The sequence below is a fragment of the Paenarthrobacter sp. C1 genome (genome assembly GCF_049315185.1).
GTDB lineage: Bacteria > Actinomycetota > Actinomycetes > Actinomycetales > Micrococcaceae > Arthrobacter > Arthrobacter nicotinovorans.
The window spans coordinates 2,010,680-2,032,319 of the sequence record NZ_CP186052.1 but is presented as its reverse complement, the minus strand read 5'-3'; the positions used below and the strand labels follow the sequence as shown (position 1 = coordinate 2,032,319).

Sequence of the window (21,640 nt, the reverse complement as noted above, 5' to 3'; positions counted from 1 at the left end):
ATGCCTAAATCTCCACGGACAGCGCGGGAGCGCCATGGAGCGCATGGCCCACAGCCACGGGCACGACGGCGGTAAGCCCCTTAGTGTTGGTCACGACCATGAGCGTAGTGGCATCGTAGCCCGCTGCCGCGATCTTTCCGCGATCCATCGTGGCGAGCAGTTGACCCGCCTCGACCCTCTGCCCACGGGTGACTGCGGGCTCGAAACCCTCACCCTTCATCTGGACAGTATCGATGCCGATATGCACCAGGACTTCCACACCGTCATCGGTCTTGATGCCGTAGGCGTGACCCGTCTTCATGACGGCCTGCAAGGTCCCGGAAACCGGCGCATAGACCCTGTCATCTTCTGGAACTATGCCCACTCCGGCTCCCATGGCCCCTGAAGCGAAGACCTTGTCCGCCACGTTGGAAAGCGGAACGATGGCTCCGGACACCGGGGCCAGGACTGTGGCGGTCCCACCTGATCGGGCAGTGGTGGCAGCTGCGCCCGCACCCTCGGTTGACGGAGAGACGACGATTCCTCCGGCGATGTCGTCAGGCTGCTCACGCGGACCGAAGAGGAAAGTCAGGGCGAACGCGATGATGATGGCAGTTGCCGTGCCGATGAGCAGTGTGGCGAAGCTGCCCACAGCCGTGTAAGCCGGAAGTGACAAGAGCGAGATGAACACAAAAGTGCTGGCAGCGCTGCCACCTATCGCAGCAATCGCACCTCCCACGGCCCCACCGACGATGCCGAAGTAGAAGGGCTTCTTGAGTGGCAGATTCACACCGTAAATACCAGGTTCCGTCACGCCGGCAAAGAAACCGGTGAAGGCGCCGGGCGCGGCGACCTGGCGTCGCTTGGCGCTCCGGGTTCGGATGGCGACTGCCGCCATGGCTGCGGCCTGAGCCATCACCGCGGGAACCAGGGGTGCCATCAGCAGGGAGTGCCCCGTCGTGGCCAGCTCATTGGTGACTACGGGAATGAATCCCCAATGCATACCGAAAAGTACAAAGACCTGCCACAAACCACCCATGATGGCACCGGCCAGCCATGGTGCAAAGCCGAACAGAGCTGTGATGGCTCCGGAAAGGGCCTGCGAAGCGAAGATGGTGACGGGACCTACTGTGAGAAGAGTCAGGGGCACCATGAAGGCGATGGACAGCAACGGTGTCAGCAAGCTACGGATAGCCGCAGGCAGCACCTTCATCAGACCTCGCTCAACGTACCCCTGCACCCACACAGCCACGATGATGGGAATCACTGAGCTGGTGTAGCTCATCATGACCATGGGAATGCCTGCGAACGACACCGGTTCTGCGGCGGCACCAAGAGCTACGATGCTCGGGTAAACCAGTGCACCGGCAATTGCCAGCGCCGTGAACTGGTTCGCCTTGAATCTCCTTGCTGCGGTGATCGCCAGGAACATTGGCAGGAAGTAGAAAAGCGAATCTGCGGCAGCCGACATGATGATGAACGTTTGGTTTGCGGGATCCACCCAACCGAAGGTGGAGGCCATCTTGAGAAACGCTTTGAACAGGCCAGCGCCGGCCAAAGGCCAAAGGATCGGTGAGAATATTGCAGACACCATGTCGATGAACCGGTTGAAGAGGTTACCGCGCGCCGCAGATTCAGAAGTGTCGTCGTCGCGACCGAACCTCGTAATCTTTCCGAGTTCGGAGAACACGGTGGGCACGTGATTGCCAATGACCACTTGGTACTGGCCTCCCGCCTTCATCACGGTAATCACGCCAGGCAACTGCTCCACAGCGGCAGTATTTGCCTTGGCCTCGTCGTGGAGTTTCAAACGTAGCCGGGTAGCGCAGTGGGAGGCGCTGGCGATGTTCTCTTCGCCGCCCACCTCTTCCAAGATGCCGGCCGCCAGTGACTTGTAATCAAGAGAAGCCATGACAGTCCTTTCTGTCTGTACTGCCCTGAGGGCACAAAAAAAGACCCGAGCCGCACGTGACCGTGCTTCTCAGGTCTTGCCTCCGGGGGGAGTAACAATCCTTTCAGGCTTAATGCCTGCTGAACAAAGCATAGCCATGATGTGGATCACATGCAACACTTTCGTTTATTATGAATGAACACATTATTCGGTCCTGACTGCCCTTGTTCTCCCGGCACTTCCGTATCCACCCCGTTCTACGCCGGTTTTACGCCGGATTTGACTCGCCCCTCGTGACCTATCCACACTGATGGTGGGTATGTAACTGGTGGTTCAGGCAGGATCCGAACAGCGAGGCTTCAGTAATCGCAGTTTGGGTCCTTTTTTGCTGCCTCCGGCCACCACCCAAATCCAATCAACCCAAGTTGCCTGAGAGAACCCCGGAGAAGACTATGAATGAACGTGTCGCTAATATTGCCAGCCGCGTCGGACTGCATGCGCGTCCCGCCGCGATCTTCGCGGAAGCCGTTGCCGGGCTCGAGAACGACGTCACCATAGCCCGCCAAGGTGAACCCGAAGAATTTGCCGTGGATGCATCGTCCATTCTGTCCCTGATGGGTTTGGGGATATCCCATGGCGAAGTCGTGGTCCTACGCTCTGAGGGTGCCGTCGAATCCCTCGACCATCTGGTGGACATTCTTGAAACCGACCTGGACATCGAAACTCCCAGCTGACCGCTGACTTCGGCGCGGGTCCGGTGATAACTAATCGTTTGGCCCGCGCCTGCCGGAAGTAGCCTCAAGGATGAGATCCAGCCAAGGGACTCTGTTGGTGAAGCGTCTCAACTTGCTCACCTGGGTCCAGCGGTAGCAATCGTGCTCCCAGTTCAAGTTAAGCCGGCGCACGCGTGTCTCAGCAGCGAAAGTGTGAACCAGCCACGGTTGTCCCTGCGCGTCGTCAATGGTCAGTACATGACCTGGGATGAGCGAATCAATGTCCTCGGGCTGCAAACCCGTCTCCTCGATGAGCTCATCGAGTGCCTGCTCCGCAGGCTTGACGTCAGCCTCGACGAAACCCGTAAGGCAATGCCACCGTCCGCCGTCGTGCTGCACCTCCCGCGACCTTCTGAATAAAGCGATCCTCCCGCGCCACGTCAGGATCACCGCAACGACCACCCGCTCCGGTTGCACGCCGGCGTTAGCGTTCATCGGACACACCGCGCCGTGCGGGACTTGCGATGGGTCAGCCACGGGGGTGTGCCGCAGTTCAACGATCAGTGCTCCCGGCACGAAGTGCGGATTTGGTTGCCAGGTGTCCGAGGATGGACACCACCACAATGATCAAACCCGCGAAAACCAAGGCATAGCCGGTACTGAGATGCACCATCAGGGCACCGACGGCAGCGCCAAGGAGCATGGCCAGAATGGCAGCCGCGCGCCGATTCAGCAGGCTTTTCATGGAGGGCCGAATGAAGAGTTCCCCCGCAAATGCAGTCAGCGTCGAGGTGACGACAACCGTCGTGACATCACGGATCGCCAGCTTTCGCGCTACGTATGCCTGCATCCCCATGGCCCAAGCAGACACCGAGGACATGACCAACTGAGCAGAAGAATCCGGATCACGGAGGACAAGCGACAATGCTCCCATCGAAAGCACCAGGGCCCCGGCAAGGAGCAGAAGTACCGTGGCGCTTCCCGGCCAGATGGATGGCTTGCTCCTAAGAGCCACTCCAGCGGCGGAAGCTCCGAGGCTGAAACACAGCATTGCAAGCAGAGGCCCAAGTACGGGTAGCTTGTCTGCGCCAACCAGGGCCATGCCGAGGATGACAATGTTCCCTGTCATGTTGCCGATGAACACATGATTCAGGGCCAAGTAACCTATGGCGTCAACAATCCCGGTGCCGAAGGTCAGACCCATCAGGAGCCACAGCACTCTTCTGTTCCAACGGTCATCGCCCCGGACGACACTCTCGTCCGTCGTTTCGGACCGCTTGATACGCCTCGGCCTCTCCGGGTTCTGTTTGCGCTGTGTCTTGGTTTGGGATGGAACTGACAAGGGTCCTCCTGGGATGTGGTCTGGTTGGGCATGCCCGCGCATCGAATTTCGCGGCTTCAGTGAGTTCTCACGCCGGATCGACTGTTCAGTGTAACTAAACTCCCCCGACGCCTGCACTGCCTTACTCGCGGTTACGCCGAGGCCTCAACCGCCGGTAGGGGCTGGTTGAGCGCCAGAACGAACGGGCTCACGGATTTGTCGATGTGTTTGAAGACCGCCGTGACTATCTCAGCCCATGCGGGGCCGGACACGTCCACCACATCAAAATGATTCGCCCCCTCGAATATCACCAGGTCAACAACGTCGCCGGCATCCGTTCCGGCTGCATGATAGCGGTCGTGGCTTTCAATCCTCCAGGAGTTGTCCTTGGAGCCAACGATGAGCGTCTGAGGCACGCCCGTCGGCAAGAGACGGATGGAAGAAGCGACCAGTGCCTTATCCCTGATCGCCTCACCATCGGCTGCGTCGAGTATGTGCCGCACGTCCTCACGCCCTGCCTGGAAGGCAGCCTCGAGGTCCACGACCCCGGCAAGATCCACCACGCCACATGGCACCAGTGGCCCTTGCACGAACAACTCGCTGTCCTGCGGTATGTTCCTCCTGCCCGCGGCCCATGTGGCCATGTGTCCCCCTGACGAATGACCCAGCAGGACCACCCGTTCCAGGTCAAGCGGGTAATCCTTCGCAAGTCGGGTGACATAGTCGATTCCCGTGGCAACATCACGGAAGGAACCGGGGTATCCGCCGCCGGGGTTGTTTACCCGCCTGAACTCAAGATTCCAGGTAGCAACACCGGCCAGCGCGAATAGCTCTGCCAGCGGCTCCATATATCCCGAGGTGTAACTCGATTCCCAAGCCCCACCGTGGATCAAAACCACAAGCGGATGCCGCTCTCCCGTAACGCTGGCCTCGGGCAGCCGCAGATCGCCGAACGTCAGTGGATTCGCGTCATACATGATGCGTACGTCTGGCGGCGTGTTAGGTAGCCAGGTAACCAAGTCCAGATCAGATAGGTTCGAAAACGAGCCAAACGTTGTTCTCTTCATGTTTCTCCAAGTGTCGGAATGTCGGCAATCCTCAGTGCATCGTCCGCGGCAGTGCCAACATGGGCGCTGCCGCGGACGATGCCTGCCTAGGGAAGAAGTCGGGCTTAGTGGATCAGCCCGTAAAGCCCTGATCAGGCAGCTGCATCGCCACGAACCATCCCTGCAGTTCTGGCCGGGTCGAGGTTGAGAAAGAAACCCTCGGGAGCCACCAGGTCACTGGCACTCAGATCTTGAATTGAGGACTTTCCCAGTCCCACGAGGGTGCGTTCAATCGTGATCCTGAAGGATTCCAGAACTTCGTAGACGCCGCGTTCACCATCCGCAGAAAGGCCGTAGAACCACGGGCGGCCAATCATGACTGACTGGGCTCCCAATGCCAGCGCTTTGACGACGTCGGCTCCCCGTCTGATGCCGCTGTCGAAGGTGACTTCGGCTTGGTCTCCAACAGCCTCCACGACTCCCGGCAAGAACCTCAACGGAGAAGGTGTGGTGTCCAGGTTGTTCCCACCGTGATTGGACACGCCAATCGCGGTGGCTCCAGCGTCCACGGCACGACGTGCATCATCCGGAGTCAGAATGCCCTTGACCATAAAGGGACCGCCCCACAATTCGCAGAGCCAAGCCACGTCGTCCCAGGTGGGGACCGGAGTCGCCATCCACTCATACAGGCCACCGACCAAGGTCGGCACCACCCCATCAGCCTTACTCATGTTCGGCGCATCAAGCCCAGGAATCTTACCCTGGCGCAGGTATCGGATGAACCACCGTGGATTAGCGAGTGCCATGGGCGCGTAACGGAGCATGGTCGCCAAGTTCAGACCGTCCGGATATACCGGTGAACCCCAATCCCGAGGTTGGCGCGCGGTACGGCCACCTGAGAGGTCAAGGGTGAAAATCAGCCCCTTTGCCCCTGCTTTACGGAAACGCTCGACTCTGCCGGCGACTGTGTCTCGGTCACCGGAAAGATAAACGTGCGCAAATGCGCTCTCGTTCTCCCGTGCCACGTCCTCGAAGGGCAAGGAGGCGAAGTTGCTGAGGCCGATCGCTGTACCCGCGCGACGCGCCGCCCGTGCCACTCCGAGTTCGGCGTCGGGGTGCATTGCCTGGGCAGCCGCCGGCGCAATAACAACGGGAAGGTTAATCGGCTGACCCATGAAGGTGGTTTTCATGTCGAGCCCGGACGGAAGTTCGATGCCCACCCGGGGGATCAAGCCGATTTCCTCAAAGGCAGAGAGGTTCCCCCGCATGGTGGCCCCGCTGTCGCTTCCTGCCAAGAGCGCCGTATACACGTCTGCCGGCAGGATCTTCTTGGCCCGGCGGTGGGCATCCTCCACAGTTTCAATCGCCCTGTGCTTCAAAAGGCTCATGGCCCCTCCTGGTTCTCTTTCTGTTTTGATTTCGGTCTCGCTGAGGACCCCGGCGGATCAGAATGTCCGGGCGACTAGGCGCGTATCACGGTGCGATCGGCAGTGGCTGTTGCTGGAGTTGTATTTCCGCCGTCGCCAGTGCGTTTGGCACCGCGAGGCCGGAACCACAGAAGTTCGCGCGAGGCCAGGAGACCGCGTGGGCGAATCGCCAGCACAACAATGAGTCCGACACCCAGGGTGAGCGCACTGAATTCGGGCATGCGCGGCAGCTGTAGACCGAAGATCACCATGCCGCCTTCCACTTGGCGGGCTAGTTCCTGCCAAACGGCAACGATGGTGGCACCGACGAGGGCGCCGCTGACGCTGTTCACCCCTCCGATGACAGCCATGATGACCACGATCACGGCTGGGTCGATACCGAAAGTAACGGGTGAGAATGCAGTTAGGTAGTGCGCCCAGACAGCCCCTGCTGCGCCGGAAAGAACTCCGCCGAGCAACAAAGCGGGAGTCCTCACACGGGCCATCGAAAGGCCTGAGGACTCGGCAGCCACCGAATCCTCCCGCCCACCCCTTGCCTCAAGCCCCCATCGGGAAAACTTGAAGGCGGAGGCAGCGAGCGTTGTGACAATCAGTACAATGCCGGCCGTTACGAGAGTGGTGTCATACGGAACGCCTGAGAAGACTTGTGCACCGCGGGTGATTGAGGGGGTTTCCCGCAAAAGATCCGAAACGATAAACATGAGCCCTAGGCTCACAACAGCTGCCGCCAACCCGGACACGCGAACCAATACCGGGCTCGCGATCAACGCAACAACGCCTGCCGCCAGGGCACCGGCCACGACACTGGCCCCGAATCCCAGTTCTATTTCCGACAGCCAACTCGGAAGATCCGGCAGCAAGGTTCCGCGGGCCGCAACCGGAACCGTGAGAACGCCCGAAACATATGCGCCTACGGCAACAAAGGCGAACTGACCGAAGAAAATCAGTCCAGTGTTGCCCATGATCGCCTGCAATGACACCGTCAAGCAAGCAAAAACCAGGCCCGAAAGCAGGACATCTTCGAACCGACCTCGGGTTAGACCATCGACCAGAATGCCGACGAACATGACAACTATCGCGATCGATGTTGGACCGGCAACAGCGCCACCAAAACCCCGGCGCGTCTGAACTCGGTCTTGGGAGAGGGAAAACGGGAGCCTCATTTGGTAAGCACCACCTTTCGTTGAAGCAGACCGTCAGGTCGTAGGATGAGGACCACAATCAGCAGTGCGTAGGTGAATCCCTGAGTAAGTCCCTGCATCTGGCTCGGCAGGTACGTTGCCATGAAGGCGTTCACAAGGCCGAGCAAGAGACCGCCCAGTACTGCGCCACCAATGCTGCGCAAACCACCGAGCACCAACGCCACAAACGCCACCATGGTGATCTCCATACCGGTCCGTGGCGACACGTTTCCGGCTTTGGCGTACCAAAGGAACGCCGCGATTCCAGCCATGGCGCCGGCGATCACCAGTGCCGTAGTCACTACGCGCTGAGTCCTGACCCCTACCAGTTCGGCAGTGGACCTGTTTTGTGCTGTAGCCCTCATTTTGAGGCCGAGATCCGTACCGCGGAGAAGAGCCATGAGGCCGCCCACGGCCACAATGGCGACCGCCAGGCTGGTTAGGCTGGCGGTGCTGATCCGCAAATCGCCCAGAGTGTTGACTCCCCCGAACCATGCCGGCGAGGGGAACAGCCTCGGCGCATCACCGAAAAAGAGTATGGCCGCTGCCTGCAGCACCAGGCCGAGGGCCAGTGACTTAAGCATCAGGACTTCGCTGCTGGCAGAGTTGCCGGTCAGGAAGGTGAGGCGGCCTGCCACAACGGTGATAACTATGACAACGAGGGTCGCAATAGCGAGAGCGATCGGCAGGGGAACCGCCGTGCTCAGCGATACGGTCAGTGATGCTGTCCACATAACCAACCAGCCGTGGGCGAAGTTTGGGAACGACATGACGGAGCTAACGAGCGCCACGCCAACAGCAAGAACGGCGAAGACGCCTCCTTGAGAAATCCCGTCGAAGAGCGCTTGGAGAAGTTGGATCACTTTGCCATCGCCCCTTCGCCCAACAATGCCGCGGTGAGGATTCCTTCATCCCGCAGAAGCTCGGCCCCGCCTGAGGTGGTCACTTCGCCGCCGCGAAGCACAACCACATGGTCAGCCAGGTCAACAAGACGCAATGGAGATTCCTCAATCACCAGTAGTGCCACACCGGTCTCCTTCAAATCGCTCAGAAGGTCGTACACAGAATCGACCACAGCTGGAGCCAACCCCATGGAAGGTTCGTCGACGATCAGAACCTTTGGGTCTGCAGCCAGCGCCCTTCCGACTGCAACCAGCTGCTGCTGGCCGCCGGAAAGGGCGCCCGCGCGGCTGCTGCGGAACTGGGCGAGCACGGGGATCATCTCAAAGATCGCTTCGACAGCGTCTTTCCTGGCGGAGGACGGACGAGTCATAGCACCTAACCGAATGTTTTCGGCCACGGTGAGGCCCGCGAAGACCTCACGCCCCTGAGGACAAAGGACAACGCCTCGACGTGAACGATCCTGAATCGACAGGCGCGTCACTTCGGTTTCGTCAAGGGTGATTGTTCCCGCTGAGGGAATCAAACGACCCGCCAGCGCAGACGCCAAAGTACTCTTGCCTGCACCGTTGACTCCAGTGAGGGCGGTTACCTGCCCCGCAGCCAGAGTCAGACTCACTTCATGGAGTACTTTGTCTCCGGCCCCATAACCGGCCACTACGTTCACCGCTTTAAGCACTGACATGTCGTTCTCCCAAGTAGCATTCCAGCACTGCTGCGTCACGAAACGCGTCAGCCGGAGGTCCGTCAAATATCAGCTGTCCTTGTCGAAGGACCAGCACCCGTTTGCATACTTCCGAAATAAGGGCCATGTCGTGGTCAACCAACAGAGTTCCGACGCCATGCTCGGTTAGGCCGGCAATGATTCCCGGTAACCTTCGGCGCTCAGAGAGATCCAAGCCGGCCCCGGGCTCATCCAGAAGCACGTAACGCGGCTCCCCGTTCAGCACCCGGGCAAGTTCCACACGACGCCGGTGGCCCCAGGACAGGTCACCTACGCGGGCATCGAGGTCTTCTTCAAGTCCAAACCTCGCGCCTACCTCCGTCACCGTTTTCTCGGACGCCCGTTTCCAACTGCCCGCCAAGCCCGCTGACATGGCAATGTTTTCGCGGACGGTCAGGTCTTCAAACAACCGAAGGTTCTGGAAGTTCCTTGCCAACCCGGCTTTGGCACGGGAGCGCATGGACGTCCCCGTTATGTCCTTGCCCTCAAACGAGATACTTCCGGCAGATGGTGCAAGGAGTCCGGAGAGGCAATTGACCAAAGTACTCTTCCCGGACCCGTTGGGCCCGATGAGCCCAGTGCAGGAAGCTTGTTCCAGGTCCAAGCTGACGCCACCAAGAGCTTTGAGGTGCCCAAAGGACATCTCTACCCCGCTGATCGACAGCACGGAGTGGGCTTCTCTTACCATCGCTTCATCACTCACCTGTCAGGTTGTACGTCTTGACCTGCTGGAACTGCCCTGCTGGCGTGAAACCAACGATGACTGTGCTTCCAAGGCTTTGACCGTTTTCCCATTTTTTGATGGTGCGCATCGGGAGCTCCAGGTCCTTCTGTGCAAATAGCGCCTTCTCGATCGCTGCCCCATCCACCGAGTTGGCGGTCTTGATGGCATCCAACAGGGCCCACACGGACCAGTAGGTTTCCTGTGCCTGGTGGTTCTCCGGGTATGCACCTGTCTTGTCTTTGTAGTTCTTCACGAATTCCAGAGCTGCGGGGCTGGCATCGTCGCCCTCCGTGTATGCACCGCCGGAGTAGAAGACGTTCTGGGTATTTCCGTCGAGGGCTTTGAGCATGTTTCGCGTGGACCAGGTGGCGTTGCCAATTACGGGGGTGTCCACGCCGGCCTTCCTGAGCTGGGTGATCAGTGTCGGAGCATCCGGGTACATGGTCGCGAGGAAGACTAACGGTTTGGAGCCTGCGCTGATCGAACGCTTGATGTCACTGACAACAGCGGCAAAGTCAGTCTGTCCGGGCTTGAGTACAGATCGACCCAGCTCTTTGAGGCCAGCATCCTTTTTGAACGCGTCTTCGTTGACGGTGAAGTACTGGAAGGCGTCCAGAGTGGCAAAATAGACGGAATCGTAACCCTGTTCCTTGGCAAAAGCTGCAGCAGTTTTACCGTTCTGGCCGGCCATGCTTCCACCTGTGGCGAATAGCTTGCCAACTCCCGGTGCATAGTCGTCGCCGGAGGCACCGGCCATGCTGAAGATGCCCTGGCTCTGTGCCGCCATTGCGGCGGGCGTTCCCAAGCCTGAGTCTGCCGGGGGCAGAAGAACCTGTGCTCCTTCCCGGATGAGTTCACGGGCTACCTGACTGCCAACGGCCGGATCCGACTTCGTATCCTTAGTTACCAGTTTTACCTGGCATCCATTGATGCCGCCCTTTGCATTGATCTGCTCAACGGCCATTTGTTCGGCATTGTTTCCGGCCGCGTCATAAAACGAGAATGCACCGCTGAGGGCCTTCGCCGAACCTATGGTGATGGCACCTTCTGAGCAGAGGTCCTTGCCTCCTGCGGCTTCGGCCTTCGCGTCGCCGGAGGACGCGCATCCGCTGAGCAGCAAAGATGCCCCTATAGCGCCGGTCAGGATGATCTTGGTGCTCCCCTTCGGGGCAGTGAACTTATTCATTGAACATTCCGATCTTCGTAGAAGAGCTGTGAGGGTTGGAGCGGTGGGCTCCGGGTCCGCGTCGTTCAAGGCGTGGCACGCCCCGCAACCGAGGTGTAGTCCGGCCAACGGGCAGTGAAGCTGAATCTGCAGTTGGACGTGTTGGGATTCCTCCGCCTGTCGGCGGCTCTGAATACTGCAGTGGTTGCTTGTCCGCCGAACTGACGGGGACCGGAAAGCACATGGCTCCCAGTGCGTACGTGCGCGCCGAACCTTGGATTCACCGGACATCGCAAAACTTGGGTCTGTGCGCCAGGGTGCCGCGTACAGATTCATTGAACACTTAGATTTCTATACGGAGTTAGGCGCGAGTGCCCCTGCCTCAGGAATCTGCGGTAAAGAGTCCAGGATGTGACCTGGGCTACATCGAACCGTTCGCTATAGGATTACAGTTCGATTCAGAAATGTCAATCAATACTGAACACTTTTACCTGAAGTCGAAATCATCGCTCCTCGCAGAAGAGGCAACCTGCCCTCAACGCCCGTTACCTCCCCATCACCGGCAAGACCAACCGGGCCGAAAAGCCCCGCCCCAACTCCCCCAGGAAGGTGTTCTTCCCGTGGGCGTTGGAGCGGGGCATAAATGAGAATTCCTGAATCAGCCCCGGTCTACGAGGGCGTAAACCCTCGCAGGGCTTCCCGTGCCACCAACAATTGGCAAGGGGGACACCACAATGACAGCGCCCGCACTGGGCAGCTGGGCCAGGTTCTGGAGCGAAGTGATGCCGTACTTGTCGTTTCCAAGGAGGTAGTGGTGCATTGGCATCTCCGGTTCCATACCGTGGGCCTGACCAGCGTCAATGCCGAGCGTCTCCACTCCGACGCCTGAGATCCGGGTATCTTCAGCCAACCACCGGGCACACTCGGCGGAGACGCCCGGAGTGTGGGGGCCCGTCTCATCGGCGTTGAGGAACTTCTCCTGGTCTTGGGAGAACTCGTCCCATCCCGTGCGCAAGAGAAGCCATGCATTATCCGGAATCGCCCCATGTTTCTCCTCCCAGGCCTTTACATGCGCGACTTCCAGCAGGAAGTCGGGATTGGCGGCGACCTGCTCAGTGAGGTCAAGAACAACAGCGGGGCCAACGAGGCGACCAAGTGGCAATTCTGAAACATCGGTTCCGTCACGGCCGGTGATCCAGTGAATAGGAACGTCCAGATGAGTGCCGGTGTGTTCACCTACGTGAATATTGTGCTGCTTCCAAACAGGTCCCCTGTCGTCATAGGCTGCAAGCTCCTCAAGCTCGAACGGGTGAGGACTGGGGAACGGCTCGGGCAGCGTAAGGCCGGGGGTGTTGGCGGAAAGCTTGTTGGTCAGGTCCACTATTTCGACTTTGCCGGTGGAGAGGGAATTGAGAAGGTCATTAAGCAGGGCCATAGAGTTTCACCTTGGGCTTGGTTGTAGACGTCACGGATAGGTGGATGAGCAGTCTGCAGGGCTTCGGCACCTTGCCCGCAGTCACCGAATGAGGTTTTAGTTAGCCGGGCACTCGCCCGGAATATGACACTCGATGTCAGCGTGGGAGGGACGGAAGTTCGCCTGCAGAAGTTCATCTGCACTGTACAACAGTGAACCAGTGAGTCGCGGGGAATGGTAGGCCTAGAGCCAATTGCCCCTGAAATCAGCCGTTCCTGGCGAATATCGCCCTACGTCGCTTGTGTCCGATCTGTGAGATTTGTCCGCTAGAACTTAACAACAGAGCTGTTCGTCGATACAGTGTGCCAATGACTATCAAGATTGCCTTGACCAAGTTTGGTCACGCTTGCGTCCGTTTGGAGAAGGATGGCAAGCGCATTGTTATTGATCCAGGAAACTACACGGATGTGCCCACGGCCCTCGAAGGAGCGGAGCACATTCTGGTAACGCACCAGCATCCGGACCATCTCTATGAAGAGCCCGTCCTCGAGTACCTGGCCGCGAATCCCAACGTGACTGTCAGGGCGCCGAAAGTACCCGCCGCTCGCTTGGCTGCAGCGGCTCCCAAGGCAGGAGTAGATGCGTCCCGGATCATCGCCACAGGAGCTGGAGAGAAATTCGAATCAGCAGGATTCTCGGTCCGGACGGTCGGTGGACAGCATGCTGTCATCCATGGCTACATCCCTGTTGTTGACAACACCGGTTACATCGTGGATGGACTCGTATACCATCCCGGAGACAGTTTCATCGTCCCCTCCGGCCCGGCTCCGGACACTCTCCTGGTCCCGATCAATGCCCCTTGGAACAAGATGGCGGAGATGGTGGACTTTATCACCGCAGTCCGCCCCCGTCAGGCGATCCCGGTTCACGACGGGTTGCTCAACGAGCACGGTATGCCGCTCTACCGCAAGCGCGCCAAAATGTTCGCGGATCGCCATGGCGTGAAGTTCACCGTCTTGGAGGTAGGAGAAACGGATCTGATCGAGGGGTCCGAAGAAGCCTTGAGCCTGGACACTGCTGACGACGTCTTTGCCGACGACCTGGATGTCTCGCACTTCAACGGTTAGGAAAATGCAAGCCTAACCACTCCCTCACCGGTCAGCGCCACCGCAACAAAGCAGCTCCGCAAGAACTTCCCCTCCGAGGGCGGATTCTTGCGGAGCTGTTCTGTTGATGGGCAAGTCTTCGGGAAAACAGCCGTCAGTGTTCACTTCGGGCTGGAAGGGTGGAGGGTTTGAACGACGGCCGGGTGGCTTCGTACGCAGTGATGTCTTCTTCGTGCTGGAGGGTCAGGCCGATGTCATCCAGGCCTTCCAGCAGGCGCCAGCGGGTGTAGTCGTCAATGTCGAACGGCGCCACCACATTGCCGCACTCGACCGTCTTGCTGACCAGGTCCACCTTCACCTCAGCGCCTGGGTGGATTTCCAGGACCTTCCAGATCAGTTCAATGTCGTCCTGTGCCACCTGGGCTGCGAGGAGTCCTTGCTTGCCGGAGTTGCCGCGGAAGATATCGGCAAAACGTGATGACAGAACAGCTTTGAAACCGTAATCCTTCAACGCCCAAACGGCGTGTTCACGTGATGAGCCGGTACCGAAGTCCGGGCCTGCAACCAGCACGGAACCGGCGTTGAACGGGGCCTGGTTCAGGATGAAGGACTCGTCCTTCCGCCAGGCAGCGAACAAGGCGTCCTCGAACCCTGTCCGGGTGATGCGCTTGAGGTACACGGCGGGGATGATCTGGTCCGTGTCCACGTTGCTCTGGCGCAGCGGGACCCCGATGCCAGTGTGGGTTGTGAAAGCTTCCATGGGATCCTCCTAGACTGCGGTTCCGGTCAGTGTGCCTGCGGCAGCGGACTCAAGGTCCGACGGCGAGCTCAACGTGCCTCGGACAGCCGTGGCCGCGGCCACCACCGGCGAGACCAGGTGCGTGCGGCCGCCCTTGCCCTGGCGTCCCTCAAAGTTGCGGTTGGATGTTGAGGCGCAACGCTCCCCCGGTTCCAGCTGGTCCGGGTTCATGCCCAAGCACATGGAACAACCGGCAAAGCGCCACTCGGCACCGAAGTCCTTGAAGACCCTGTCCAGGCCCTCGGCCTCGGCTTCCAACCGGACACGCGCCGATCCGGGAACCACCAGCATCCGGATGTTGGGGTCCTTTTCGCGGCCACGAATGATATCCGCTGCAGCGCGCAGGTCCTCAATACGGGAGTTCGTGCAGGACCCCAGGAACACGGTGTCCACACGGATGTCCTTCATGGGCGTTCCGGCTTCCAAGCCCATGTACTGCAAGGCACGCTCAGCGGCAGCCTTGGCATTCTCATCACCGAAGTCTTCCGGCGACGGAACCTTGGCAGACAGTGAAACGCCCTGGCCCGGGTTGGTACCCCAGGTCACGAACGGCTCAAGCGTGTCAGCATCCAGGTCCACCTCGACGTCGAAGGTCGCGTCGGCGTCGGTGTGCAGCGTGTTCCAGTACTCGACGGCGGCATCCCAGTCCGCGCCATCCGGCGCGTGGGGACGGCCCTGCATGTAGTCGTACGTGGTCTGATCCGGAGCCACCATCCCGGCGCGGGCACCGGCCTCGATGGACATATTGCAGATGGTCATGCGGGCGTCCATGGACAGGGCACGGATAGCCGAACCACGGTATTCCAGGACGTAGCCCTGGCCACCGCCGGTCCCGATCTTGGCGATCACCGCGAGGATGATGTCCTTGGCAGAAACGCCCGGACGCAGCGTACCTTCGACGTTGATGGCCATGGTCTTGAACGGCTTCAAGGACACCGTCTGGGTGGCCATGACATGCTCCACCTCGGACGCGCCGATACCAAAAGCCATCGCACCGAAGGCGCCATGGGTGGAGGTGTGCGAGTCGCCGCAGACCACGGTCATACCGGGCTGCGTCAGACCCAGCTGCGGACCCACGACGTGCACGATTCCCTGTTCCTTGTCACCGAGGGAGTGAAGGCGGACGCCGAATTCCTTGCAGTTGGCGCGCAGCGTCTCAATCTGCGTGCGGCTCGTCAGGTCCGCAATGGGTTTGTCGATGTCCAGCGTGGGAGTGTTGTGGTCTTCGGTGGCAATAGTGAGATCCACGCGTCGCAATGGCCGGCCGGCCAGGCGCAGGCCCTCGAATGCCTGCGGGGACGTTACTTCATGGACAAGGTGAAGGTCGATGAAGAGAAGATCAGGCTGGGCATTGGCTCCTTCGCCTTCACCCTTGCGCACAACGTGCGCGTCCCAGACCTTCTCGGCCAGTGTCTTTCCCACGGTTGAACCTGCCATTTACCTTTTGACCTTCCATCAATTCGGAGACCGATGACCCGGCGACTGAAAACGTCAATCCCGGTGCTTTCGATATGTTTTTCGTGTTTTAGTGCCCTCTGGGAACCATCTGACGGAGGTCCCTCACGGGCGTGGGTTCGGTTTGCTCCACATGCGCGTGTTGAGGCGGCCCCAACGGATTCTCCGCATCGCAAACAAAAGCCGGCCTACGCGATACACGCGTACGCCGGCCTCTGTCGGTTCAGCCAACCGCAATCCCCTCATCCAAGACTTACGCTGCGGCGATCAAACTCCCGACCGGCAGGTAGCTGGCTTTCAGTTGACGGCTAGGCTGCGTAAGGATCGGCGATGCCAACGTACTGCGTGTAAAGGTACTCATCGATGCCCTCGACTCCACCCTCGCGGCCCAGGCCCGACTGCTTAACTCCGCCAAATGGTGCGGCAGCGTTCGATACCACGCCGGCGTTCAGTCCCAGCATTCCTGTTTCAAGGCGTTCGCCCATCCGTAGCCCACGGTTGAGATCCTTAGTAAAAACGTAGGCCACCAAGCCGTACTCAGTGCTGTTGGCCAGGCGTACGGCCTGATCTTCATCGGTAAAGGTGATAATGGGAGCCACCGGACCGAAGATCTCTTCGGACAGAATCCGGACACCTTCCTTCACTCCGGTAAGGATCGTGGGTTGATAGAAATACCCGGGGCCGTCCACCGCCGCCCCGCCTAGCACCGCCGTTGCACCGGCCGCCAAAGCATCGGTGACGAGCTCGTGGACCTTGTCCCTGCTCTTTGCGTCGATCAAGGGCCCGACCTTCGAATCCTCTTCCGTACCGCGGGCTGGTGTCATCGTGGACATCTTCGCAGCGAACTTTTCCGCGAATTCCGCGGCGACGGCCTCGTGCACAATGAACCGGTTGGCTGCTGTGCAGGCCTCACCCATATTCCGGAGCTTGGCAAGCATCGCCCCGTTGACAGCGGCATCAATGTCAGCATCCTCAAAGACGACAAATGGCGCATTTCCACCAAGCTCCATCGAAGTGCGAAGTACGGTTTCGGACGCATCGGCCAACAAACGCCGACCAACCTCCGTAGAGCCGGTGAACGACAGCTTCCGCAGTCTGGGATCCCGGATCAGAGGTCCCGTGGTGGCACCCGCGCTAGTTGACGGAATTACGTTTAACACGCCACGAGGCAGGCCGGCTTCCTGCATCACCGATGCGAACAACATAGACGTCAGCGGAGTGAGCTTGGCCGGTTTGAGCACCATGGTGCAGCCAGCCGCAACTGCGGGAGCTACCTTACGGGTAGCCATCGCCAACGGAAAGTTCCACGGCGTGATCAGCAGGCAAGGGCCCACCGGTTTCTTTTGAACAAGCAACCTGGACTTACCGTCAGGTGAAACCGAATACCGACCATAGGCCCGGACAGCCTCCTCCGAAAACCATCGCAGGAACTCGGCGCCATAGGCCACCTCTCCCCGGGCCTCCGACAGCGGCTTACCCATTTCGATTGTCATAAGGAGGGCAAAGTCTTCTGCCCGCTCGGTGACAAGCTCAAACGCCTTGCGCAATATCTCTCCCCGCACGCGGGCAGGTGTAGCCGCCCAAGAGGCCTGTGCGTTGACAGCAGCATTAAGGGCCTCAGCCGCATCTTCAGCGCTGGCGTCAGCGATACTAAGCAGGACCTTGCCGGTGGCGGGATCTTCGACGTCGAACGACTTCCCCGAGCCTGCGGGACGCCATTGGCCGTCAATCAGCAGGCCGGTCGGGACAGACTCCAGCAAAGCCGCTTCTGTGAGAACAGATGTCATGGGGTTCCAATCTTGGTTGTAGTGGCGGCCGTCGCCGGCCTCGAGAAGAGGGTCGGCCCTCTGTTTGGATTCCTCTTCATGTCTGTAGCCAGGCCGGTGACGATATGGGCCATCGAAACGATGAAACGCGTACTCGGGAGGCGAGAAAAGCTTTCGCTCGCCCATCACGGGTTCCCGGATCCACACAAGTTCGAGCTTGCTCGAGACTTCATCAATGATTCCGCCAAAGCACAGTTGGCCTCGGCGTGTCACTTGGACCCAATCACCTGAACGCAGTCGGGCGACCTGCACTGGCTCCGTCAGTTTGTCCTCGTTCATCTGTGGCTTGTCCTGGATAGGCACCGTCGACTCATTGCCGGCCTTCGTCACATGCCACTAAAGAAGAATGCTCAAGGGGTTCTCGATGCGACGCTTGAACGCGGCGAGCAGTTGCGCTGCCACGGCGCCATCGATGACCCGGTGATCAGCAGACAACGTGCACGACATGACAGTCGCTACCGCCAACTGCCCGTCGCGCACTACCGGACGCTGCTCGGCAGCACCGACCGCAAGGATTCCGGCCTGAGGTGGATTGAGGATTGCGGAGAACTCACGGGTGCCGAACATTCCCAAATTGGTCAGGCTGAACGAGCCGCCTTCAAGTTCCTGCTGTCGGATCCGTCCAGCTGCGGAACGTTCTTTGAAGTCGCCCATGACCTTACCGAGCGAGGTCATGGAAAGACTCTCCAAACCGCGGACAACCGGAGTGAGCAATCCGTCGCCGGTTGCAATGGCAACCGAAATATCCACCGTAGAGTAGCGGCGGATACTGTTTCCCTGCCAGGATGCGTTGGCTTCCGGCACGTCAACGAGGGCGCCAGCGAGAGCCTTCAGCACCAGGTCATTGACAGTTACTTTCAATCCGCTGGCGGCACCGTCGGTATTGATTTGCCGCCGTAGTCCCAGCAAGGCATCCATCTCGACGTCGACGGAGACGTAGAAGTGCGGCACGCTGGTCTTTGATTCAGTGAGCCTGCGTGCGATGGCCTTGCGCATTCCGGAGAGCGGAACATCCGTATATGTTTCCTCGACTGGACCCGCCGCCGGCGGCACCGCAGGATCACTCTTGGCAGAGACTGGGGGCGTGTCTGCCTGGGTAGCCTGCTGTTTGTAGGCGACCTCGACATCGCCCCTGAGGATCCGCCCATTTGGGCCGGAACCTAACAGGGCGGACAAGTCCACTCCGAGGTCTTTGGCCATTTTGCGGGCCAAAGGTGAACCGAAGACACGGGTCTGGCCATTAAGCTGCTCCGGCTCAACAATGGCCCCGTCCGACGCGACGGGCTTTGACTCGCGCTCAGTTGCGGGCGCTTCCGTGTCCTCCGGGACGGGCGCGTTTGCGGTGCCGTTACCGCCTCCAGCGGACGCTATCTGCCGATCGATGGAAGCTTCGTCCTCACCTGCTTCGACGAGTACGGCAATAGGTTCGCCAACGTTCACGGAAGTTCCGGGCTCCACCAAGAGCCTGCCGATCGTGCCACCCGCCTCAGACTGCATTTCGACCGTTGCTTTCTCGGTCTCAATTTCTGCGATTGGCTGGCCGCTGGTGATGGTGTCTCCAACGGACACAAGCCAATCTTGAAGCGCAGCCTCAGTCGCGTCGGCCACGACGGCCGGCATGGTGATGATTGTTGCCATGGTATCTGTCCTTCTTTACGTTCAGTCAGGAGCGTCCGAGATTGCGGGCTACTTCATCGAAGCCTGCAAGGACATCATTGAGGTCGGCGTTCGCAGCAGCTTCGAGGACCTTGGAGATACTGGGAGCCGCTTCCCTTCCCGTGACCCTCTGGATGGGCTGATCGAGGTAATCGAAGAACCTGCGCTGGATTTCGTCAGACAACCAGCCACCGTAGGAAGTCCCCCGGGCCCCCTGCTCAACGATCAGCACATTGTTGGTCTTCTGGATAGAGGCACCAATTGATTCCCAGTCCAGGGACGCGCGGTCGAGCCACCGAAGATCGATGACCTCAGCGTCCAAGTCCGGACGTTGTTCGGCCGCTTGCAAGGAAATCTCCACCATATTCAAGTACGTCAGGACAGTGACGCCCTCACCTTGACGTCGAATGGCTGCCTTACCCAACGGCAATTGGTAGTCGAGGTCTCCCTCAGGTATCTGTCCCTTAATGGCGTAGAGGTCCACGTGCTCCAGCACAAGCACCGGGTCATCGAGCTCCAGCGCTGCATTCATGAGGCCGATGTACTCACGGGGCGTGGACGGCGCCACGATCCGCCACCCAGGATTGTTCGCAAAGATGCCCGCAGGGTCCATGGAGTGCTGGGATCCATAGCCGGCTCCCATCGCCACCTTCGACCGCAAGACAACCGGCATGCTGGAGTGACCGCCGAACATGTGGCGCGCTTTGCCGATCTGGTTGAAAATTTGGTCAGCGGCAACCCACAGGAAGTCGGAGTACATGAACTCCACTACGGGCTTATAGCGGCCGGTCATGGAAAGCCCGCCCGCGAGGCCCGCGAACGCATTTTCACTGATAGGGGTTCCCAACACTCGGTCGGGATACGTATCCTTCAACCCCCGGGTGGCCCCATTGGTGCCTCCCTTGAGGCGGTGGATGTCTTCACCCAGGACGAGGACACCCGGGTCTTCAGCCATACGTCGATCAAGGACATCCGCTATTGCGTCCACGAAGCGGCGCTCAACAGTTCCGCCGTCGGACACGTCTCCCAAGATCCTGCCGGTGAGTGGCTGGTCGCTCCGGATACCCGAGTCCACGGCTCCCGGATCCGGCCAGAGTGCCGGTCGGATGCGCCGCGCACCCTTGGTGCTTTCCGGATCCTTTTCGGTGATTTCCGCTACCGATCCAGCGACCAGCTCGGTGATCTGTGCGATCAAGTCTGCCTGCTGAGTCTCGGTCAGCAGTCCCCGCCGGATCATCTCGCCGGCAACCTTGGCCAAGGGATCCCGATCGCGCCACTGCTTCTCTTCCTCTTTGCTCCGGTACCCAAAAGCGCTGCCAGGGAAAGGACCGTTCTGATGGAAATACCGGTAAGTTTCGGCCTCTATGAGAGTGGCTCCCTTGCCGGCACGCATGTATTCCACTGCAGCTTGCTGAGCCAGATAGACCGCCAGAGGGTCCATGCCGTCCACACGCCACGATTTGATGCCAAATCCGGGACCGCGCGCTGCGAGTCGTGGTTCGCCAGTGACATCCGCGACGTGAGTCGACACCGCGTAGAGATTGTTTTCGATGTAGAAGCACAGTGGGAGTCGCCAAGCCGCCGCGAGATTCATCGTCTCAAGCGTGGATCCAATGTTGGATGCGCCATCACCGAAGTAGGTGACGGTAACACCCATGCCACTTTCGGCTGCCTCCGGCGCAACCTCAGCATCATGGCGCTGCGCCCACGCGTTACCTGCTGCGAGGGGAACACCTCCACCCACAATTGCATTGGTGCCAAGGGCCCCGGCATCCAACCACTGCAAATGCATGGAGCCTCCGCGGCCCCCACTGAAGCCTGCTTTCAGCCCAAGGATTTCCGACATTGTCCGGTGGATGAATTCCTTGACCGCGTCCGTTTTGAGTCCGTCGACAACGGACAAGCCTTCAGGGCAAAGAAAGGCCAGGCCCTTTGCGAGGAACTGGTGGTGGCCGCGGTGGGTGCCGTTAACACCGTCGCGTCCTTGCAGGGCCAGAACCGACCCAACGGCCGCTCCCTCCTGACCAATACTTGAGTGCGCCGGCCCATGGACCAGCCCCTCCCCTGCGAGCTGTAGAACGGCCTCTTCGAAAACTCGGATGGCTGTCATCTGGACCAACATTGACTCCAGAAGTCCGGCGGGAGCTGCGTCCCAATCCGCCCGAGTGGTACGCAGTTCGGTGCAGTCTGTTGAAAGTTCCAAGGGTGTGCTGGTGGACATCTACGGCTCCGTTGCAGGTAGTGCTGATTCTGTGCTTTGTTTCACAGTAGGCCATGATTGGATCCAATACAAGCTGTAATGGAGCCCTTGCA

At 59.6% G+C, this 21,640-nt stretch carries 18 protein-coding genes; 2 read left to right on the top strand and 16 right to left on the bottom strand.

Translation table 11 applies throughout. From position 1 onward, the window contains the following. Positions 1–4: 4 nt before the first annotated feature. Positions 5–1,891, bottom strand: a complete 1,887-nt coding sequence (locus ACNAOU_RS09570; RefSeq protein ID WP_422758516.1) for a beta-glucoside-specific PTS transporter subunit IIABC — start codon at positions 1,889–1,891, stop codon at positions 5–7. 431 nt (positions 1,892–2,322) lie between these two features. Here ACNAOU_RS09570 and ACNAOU_RS09565 point away from each other — a divergent pair, with 431 nt between their 5' ends. After that, complete coding sequence (locus ACNAOU_RS09565) at positions 2,323–2,604, top strand: HPr family phosphocarrier protein (protein WP_422758515.1); 282 nt, start codon at positions 2,323–2,325, stop codon at positions 2,602–2,604. A gap of 30 nt (positions 2,605–2,634) precedes the next feature. On the opposite strand, the gene ACNAOU_RS09560 is transcribed toward ACNAOU_RS09565, so the two are convergent. The 10 genes from ACNAOU_RS09560 to ACNAOU_RS09515 all read right to left on the bottom strand — a co-directional run bounded on the left by ACNAOU_RS09560 (position 2,635) and on the right by ACNAOU_RS09515 (position 12,506). Beyond that, on the bottom strand, positions 2,635–3,078 hold the full coding sequence (locus tag ACNAOU_RS09560; protein WP_422758514.1) for an NUDIX domain-containing protein: 444 nt from the start codon (positions 3,076–3,078) through the stop codon (positions 2,635–2,637). Positions 3,079–3,136: 58 nt separating this feature from the next. Then, positions 3,137–3,925, bottom strand: a complete 789-nt coding sequence (locus ACNAOU_RS09555) for a YoaK family protein (RefSeq protein WP_422758513.1) — start codon at positions 3,923–3,925, stop codon at positions 3,137–3,139. Positions 3,926–4,056: 131 nt separating this feature from the next. Next, positions 4,057–4,971 carry an alpha/beta hydrolase gene (locus ACNAOU_RS09550; RefSeq protein ID WP_422758512.1) on the bottom strand — a complete coding sequence of 305 codons (915 nt, stop codon included), beginning with the start codon at positions 4,969–4,971 and terminating at the stop codon, positions 4,057–4,059. Positions 4,972–5,102: 131 nt separating this feature from the next. After that, positions 5,103–6,338, bottom strand: coding sequence for a pre-mycofactocin synthase MftD (gene mftD / locus ACNAOU_RS09545; protein ID WP_422758511.1), 1,236 nt, complete (start codon positions 6,336–6,338; stop codon positions 5,103–5,105). Between the two features lie 74 nt (positions 6,339–6,412). Continuing rightward, a complete protein-coding gene (locus tag ACNAOU_RS09540; RefSeq protein ID WP_422758510.1) occupies positions 6,413–7,339 on the bottom strand; it encodes a branched-chain amino acid ABC transporter permease in 927 nt (308 codons plus the stop codon). 197 nt (positions 7,340–7,536) lie between these two features. Continuing rightward, entirely contained in the window at positions 7,537–8,421 is an 885-nt protein-coding gene (locus ACNAOU_RS09535) for a branched-chain amino acid ABC transporter permease (RefSeq protein WP_422758509.1), read from the bottom strand. Beyond that, a complete protein-coding gene (locus tag ACNAOU_RS09530; protein WP_422758508.1) occupies positions 8,418–9,182 on the bottom strand; it encodes an ABC transporter ATP-binding protein in 765 nt (254 codons plus the stop codon). The genes ACNAOU_RS09535 and ACNAOU_RS09530 overlap by 4 nt, the downstream gene beginning before the upstream one ends. Then, entirely contained in the window at positions 9,130–9,849 is a 720-nt protein-coding gene (locus tag ACNAOU_RS09525; protein WP_422758507.1) for an ABC transporter ATP-binding protein, read from the bottom strand. Before ACNAOU_RS09525 ends, ACNAOU_RS09530 begins: the two co-directional genes overlap by 53 nt. Positions 9,850–9,877: 28 nt before the next feature. Continuing rightward, complete coding sequence (locus ACNAOU_RS09520; protein ID WP_422758506.1) at positions 9,878–11,092, bottom strand: ABC transporter substrate-binding protein; 1,215 nt, start codon at positions 11,090–11,092, stop codon at positions 9,878–9,880. A 637-nt stretch (positions 11,093–11,729) separates the two neighbouring features. After that, on the bottom strand, positions 11,730–12,506 hold the full coding sequence (locus ACNAOU_RS09515; protein ID WP_422758505.1) for a cyclase family protein: 777 nt from the start codon (positions 12,504–12,506) through the stop codon (positions 11,730–11,732). Positions 12,507–12,853: 347 nt separating this feature from the next. On the opposite strand from ACNAOU_RS09515, the gene ACNAOU_RS09510 reads away from it, so the two are divergent. Beyond that, positions 12,854–13,612, top strand: coding sequence for an MBL fold metallo-hydrolase (locus ACNAOU_RS09510; RefSeq protein WP_422758504.1), 759 nt, complete (start codon positions 12,854–12,856; stop codon positions 13,610–13,612). A gap of 133 nt (positions 13,613–13,745) precedes the next feature. Here the strand turns inward: ACNAOU_RS09510 and leuD are convergent, their stop codons facing one another. The 5 genes from leuD to ACNAOU_RS09485 all read right to left on the bottom strand — a co-directional run bounded on the left by leuD (position 13,746) and on the right by ACNAOU_RS09485 (position 21,548). Further along, complete coding sequence (gene leuD, locus ACNAOU_RS09505) at positions 13,746–14,351, bottom strand: 3-isopropylmalate dehydratase small subunit (protein WP_422758503.1); 606 nt, start codon at positions 14,349–14,351, stop codon at positions 13,746–13,748. Between the two features lie 9 nt (positions 14,352–14,360). Beyond that, positions 14,361–15,812 carry a 3-isopropylmalate dehydratase large subunit gene (leuC, locus tag ACNAOU_RS09500; protein WP_422758670.1) on the bottom strand — a complete coding sequence of 484 codons (1,452 nt, stop codon included), beginning with the start codon at positions 15,810–15,812 and terminating at the stop codon, positions 14,361–14,363. 341 nt (positions 15,813–16,153) lie between these two features. Continuing rightward, positions 16,154–17,632 (bottom strand): NAD-dependent succinate-semialdehyde dehydrogenase, encoded by a 1,479-nt coding sequence (locus ACNAOU_RS09495; protein WP_422758502.1) that lies wholly within the window; start codon positions 17,630–17,632, stop codon positions 16,154–16,156. A 375-nt stretch (positions 17,633–18,007) separates the two neighbouring features. Further along, positions 18,008–19,309 carry a dihydrolipoamide acetyltransferase family protein gene (locus ACNAOU_RS09490; RefSeq protein ID WP_422758501.1) on the bottom strand — a complete coding sequence of 434 codons (1,302 nt, stop codon included), beginning with the start codon at positions 19,307–19,309 and terminating at the stop codon, positions 18,008–18,010. A gap of 25 nt (positions 19,310–19,334) precedes the next feature. Beyond that, positions 19,335–21,548: an alpha-ketoacid dehydrogenase subunit alpha/beta gene (locus ACNAOU_RS09485; RefSeq protein WP_422758500.1), complete on the bottom strand. Its 2,214-nt coding sequence runs from the start codon at positions 21,546–21,548 to the stop codon at positions 19,335–19,337. Positions 21,549–21,640: the final 92 nt, after the last annotated feature.

Excerpts from the sequence above, each read along its gene's own strand:
- ACNAOU_RS09560 (WP_422758514.1), bottom strand. The coding sequence starts at position 3,078 with ATGAACGCTAACGCCGGCGTGCAACCGGAGCGGGTGGTCGTTGCGGTG.
- ACNAOU_RS09490 (WP_422758501.1), bottom strand. The coding sequence starts at position 19,309 with ATGGCAACAATCATCACCATGCCGGCCGTCGTGGCCGACGCGACTGAG.
- ACNAOU_RS09570 (WP_422758516.1), bottom strand. The coding sequence starts at position 1,891 with ATGGCTTCTCTTGATTACAAGTCACTGGCGGCCGGCATCTTGGAAGAG.
- ACNAOU_RS09485 (WP_422758500.1), bottom strand. The coding sequence starts at position 21,548 with ATGTCCACCAGCACACCCTTGGAACTTTCAACAGACTGCACCGAACTG.
- ACNAOU_RS09565 (WP_422758515.1), top strand. The coding sequence starts at position 2,323 with ATGAATGAACGTGTCGCTAATATTGCCAGCCGCGTCGGACTGCATGCG.
- leuD (WP_422758503.1), bottom strand. The coding sequence starts at position 14,351 with ATGGAAGCTTTCACAACCCACACTGGCATCGGGGTCCCGCTGCGCCAG.
- ACNAOU_RS09510 (WP_422758504.1), top strand. The coding sequence starts at position 12,854 with ATGACTATCAAGATTGCCTTGACCAAGTTTGGTCACGCTTGCGTCCGT.
- ACNAOU_RS09540 (WP_422758510.1), bottom strand. The coding sequence starts at position 7,339 with ATGGGCAACACTGGACTGATTTTCTTCGGTCAGTTCGCCTTTGTTGCC.
- ACNAOU_RS09495 (WP_422758502.1), bottom strand. The coding sequence starts at position 17,632 with ATGACATCTGTTCTCACAGAAGCGGCTTTGCTGGAGTCTGTCCCGACC.
- mftD (WP_422758511.1), bottom strand. The coding sequence starts at position 6,338 with ATGAGCCTTTTGAAGCACAGGGCGATTGAAACTGTGGAGGATGCCCAC.
- ACNAOU_RS09550 (WP_422758512.1), bottom strand. The coding sequence starts at position 4,971 with ATGAAGAGAACAACGTTTGGCTCGTTTTCGAACCTATCTGATCTGGAC.
- ACNAOU_RS09520 (WP_422758506.1), bottom strand. The coding sequence starts at position 11,092 with ATGAATAAGTTCACTGCCCCGAAGGGGAGCACCAAGATCATCCTGACC.
- ACNAOU_RS09515 (WP_422758505.1), bottom strand. The coding sequence starts at position 12,506 with ATGGCCCTGCTTAATGACCTTCTCAATTCCCTCTCCACCGGCAAAGTC.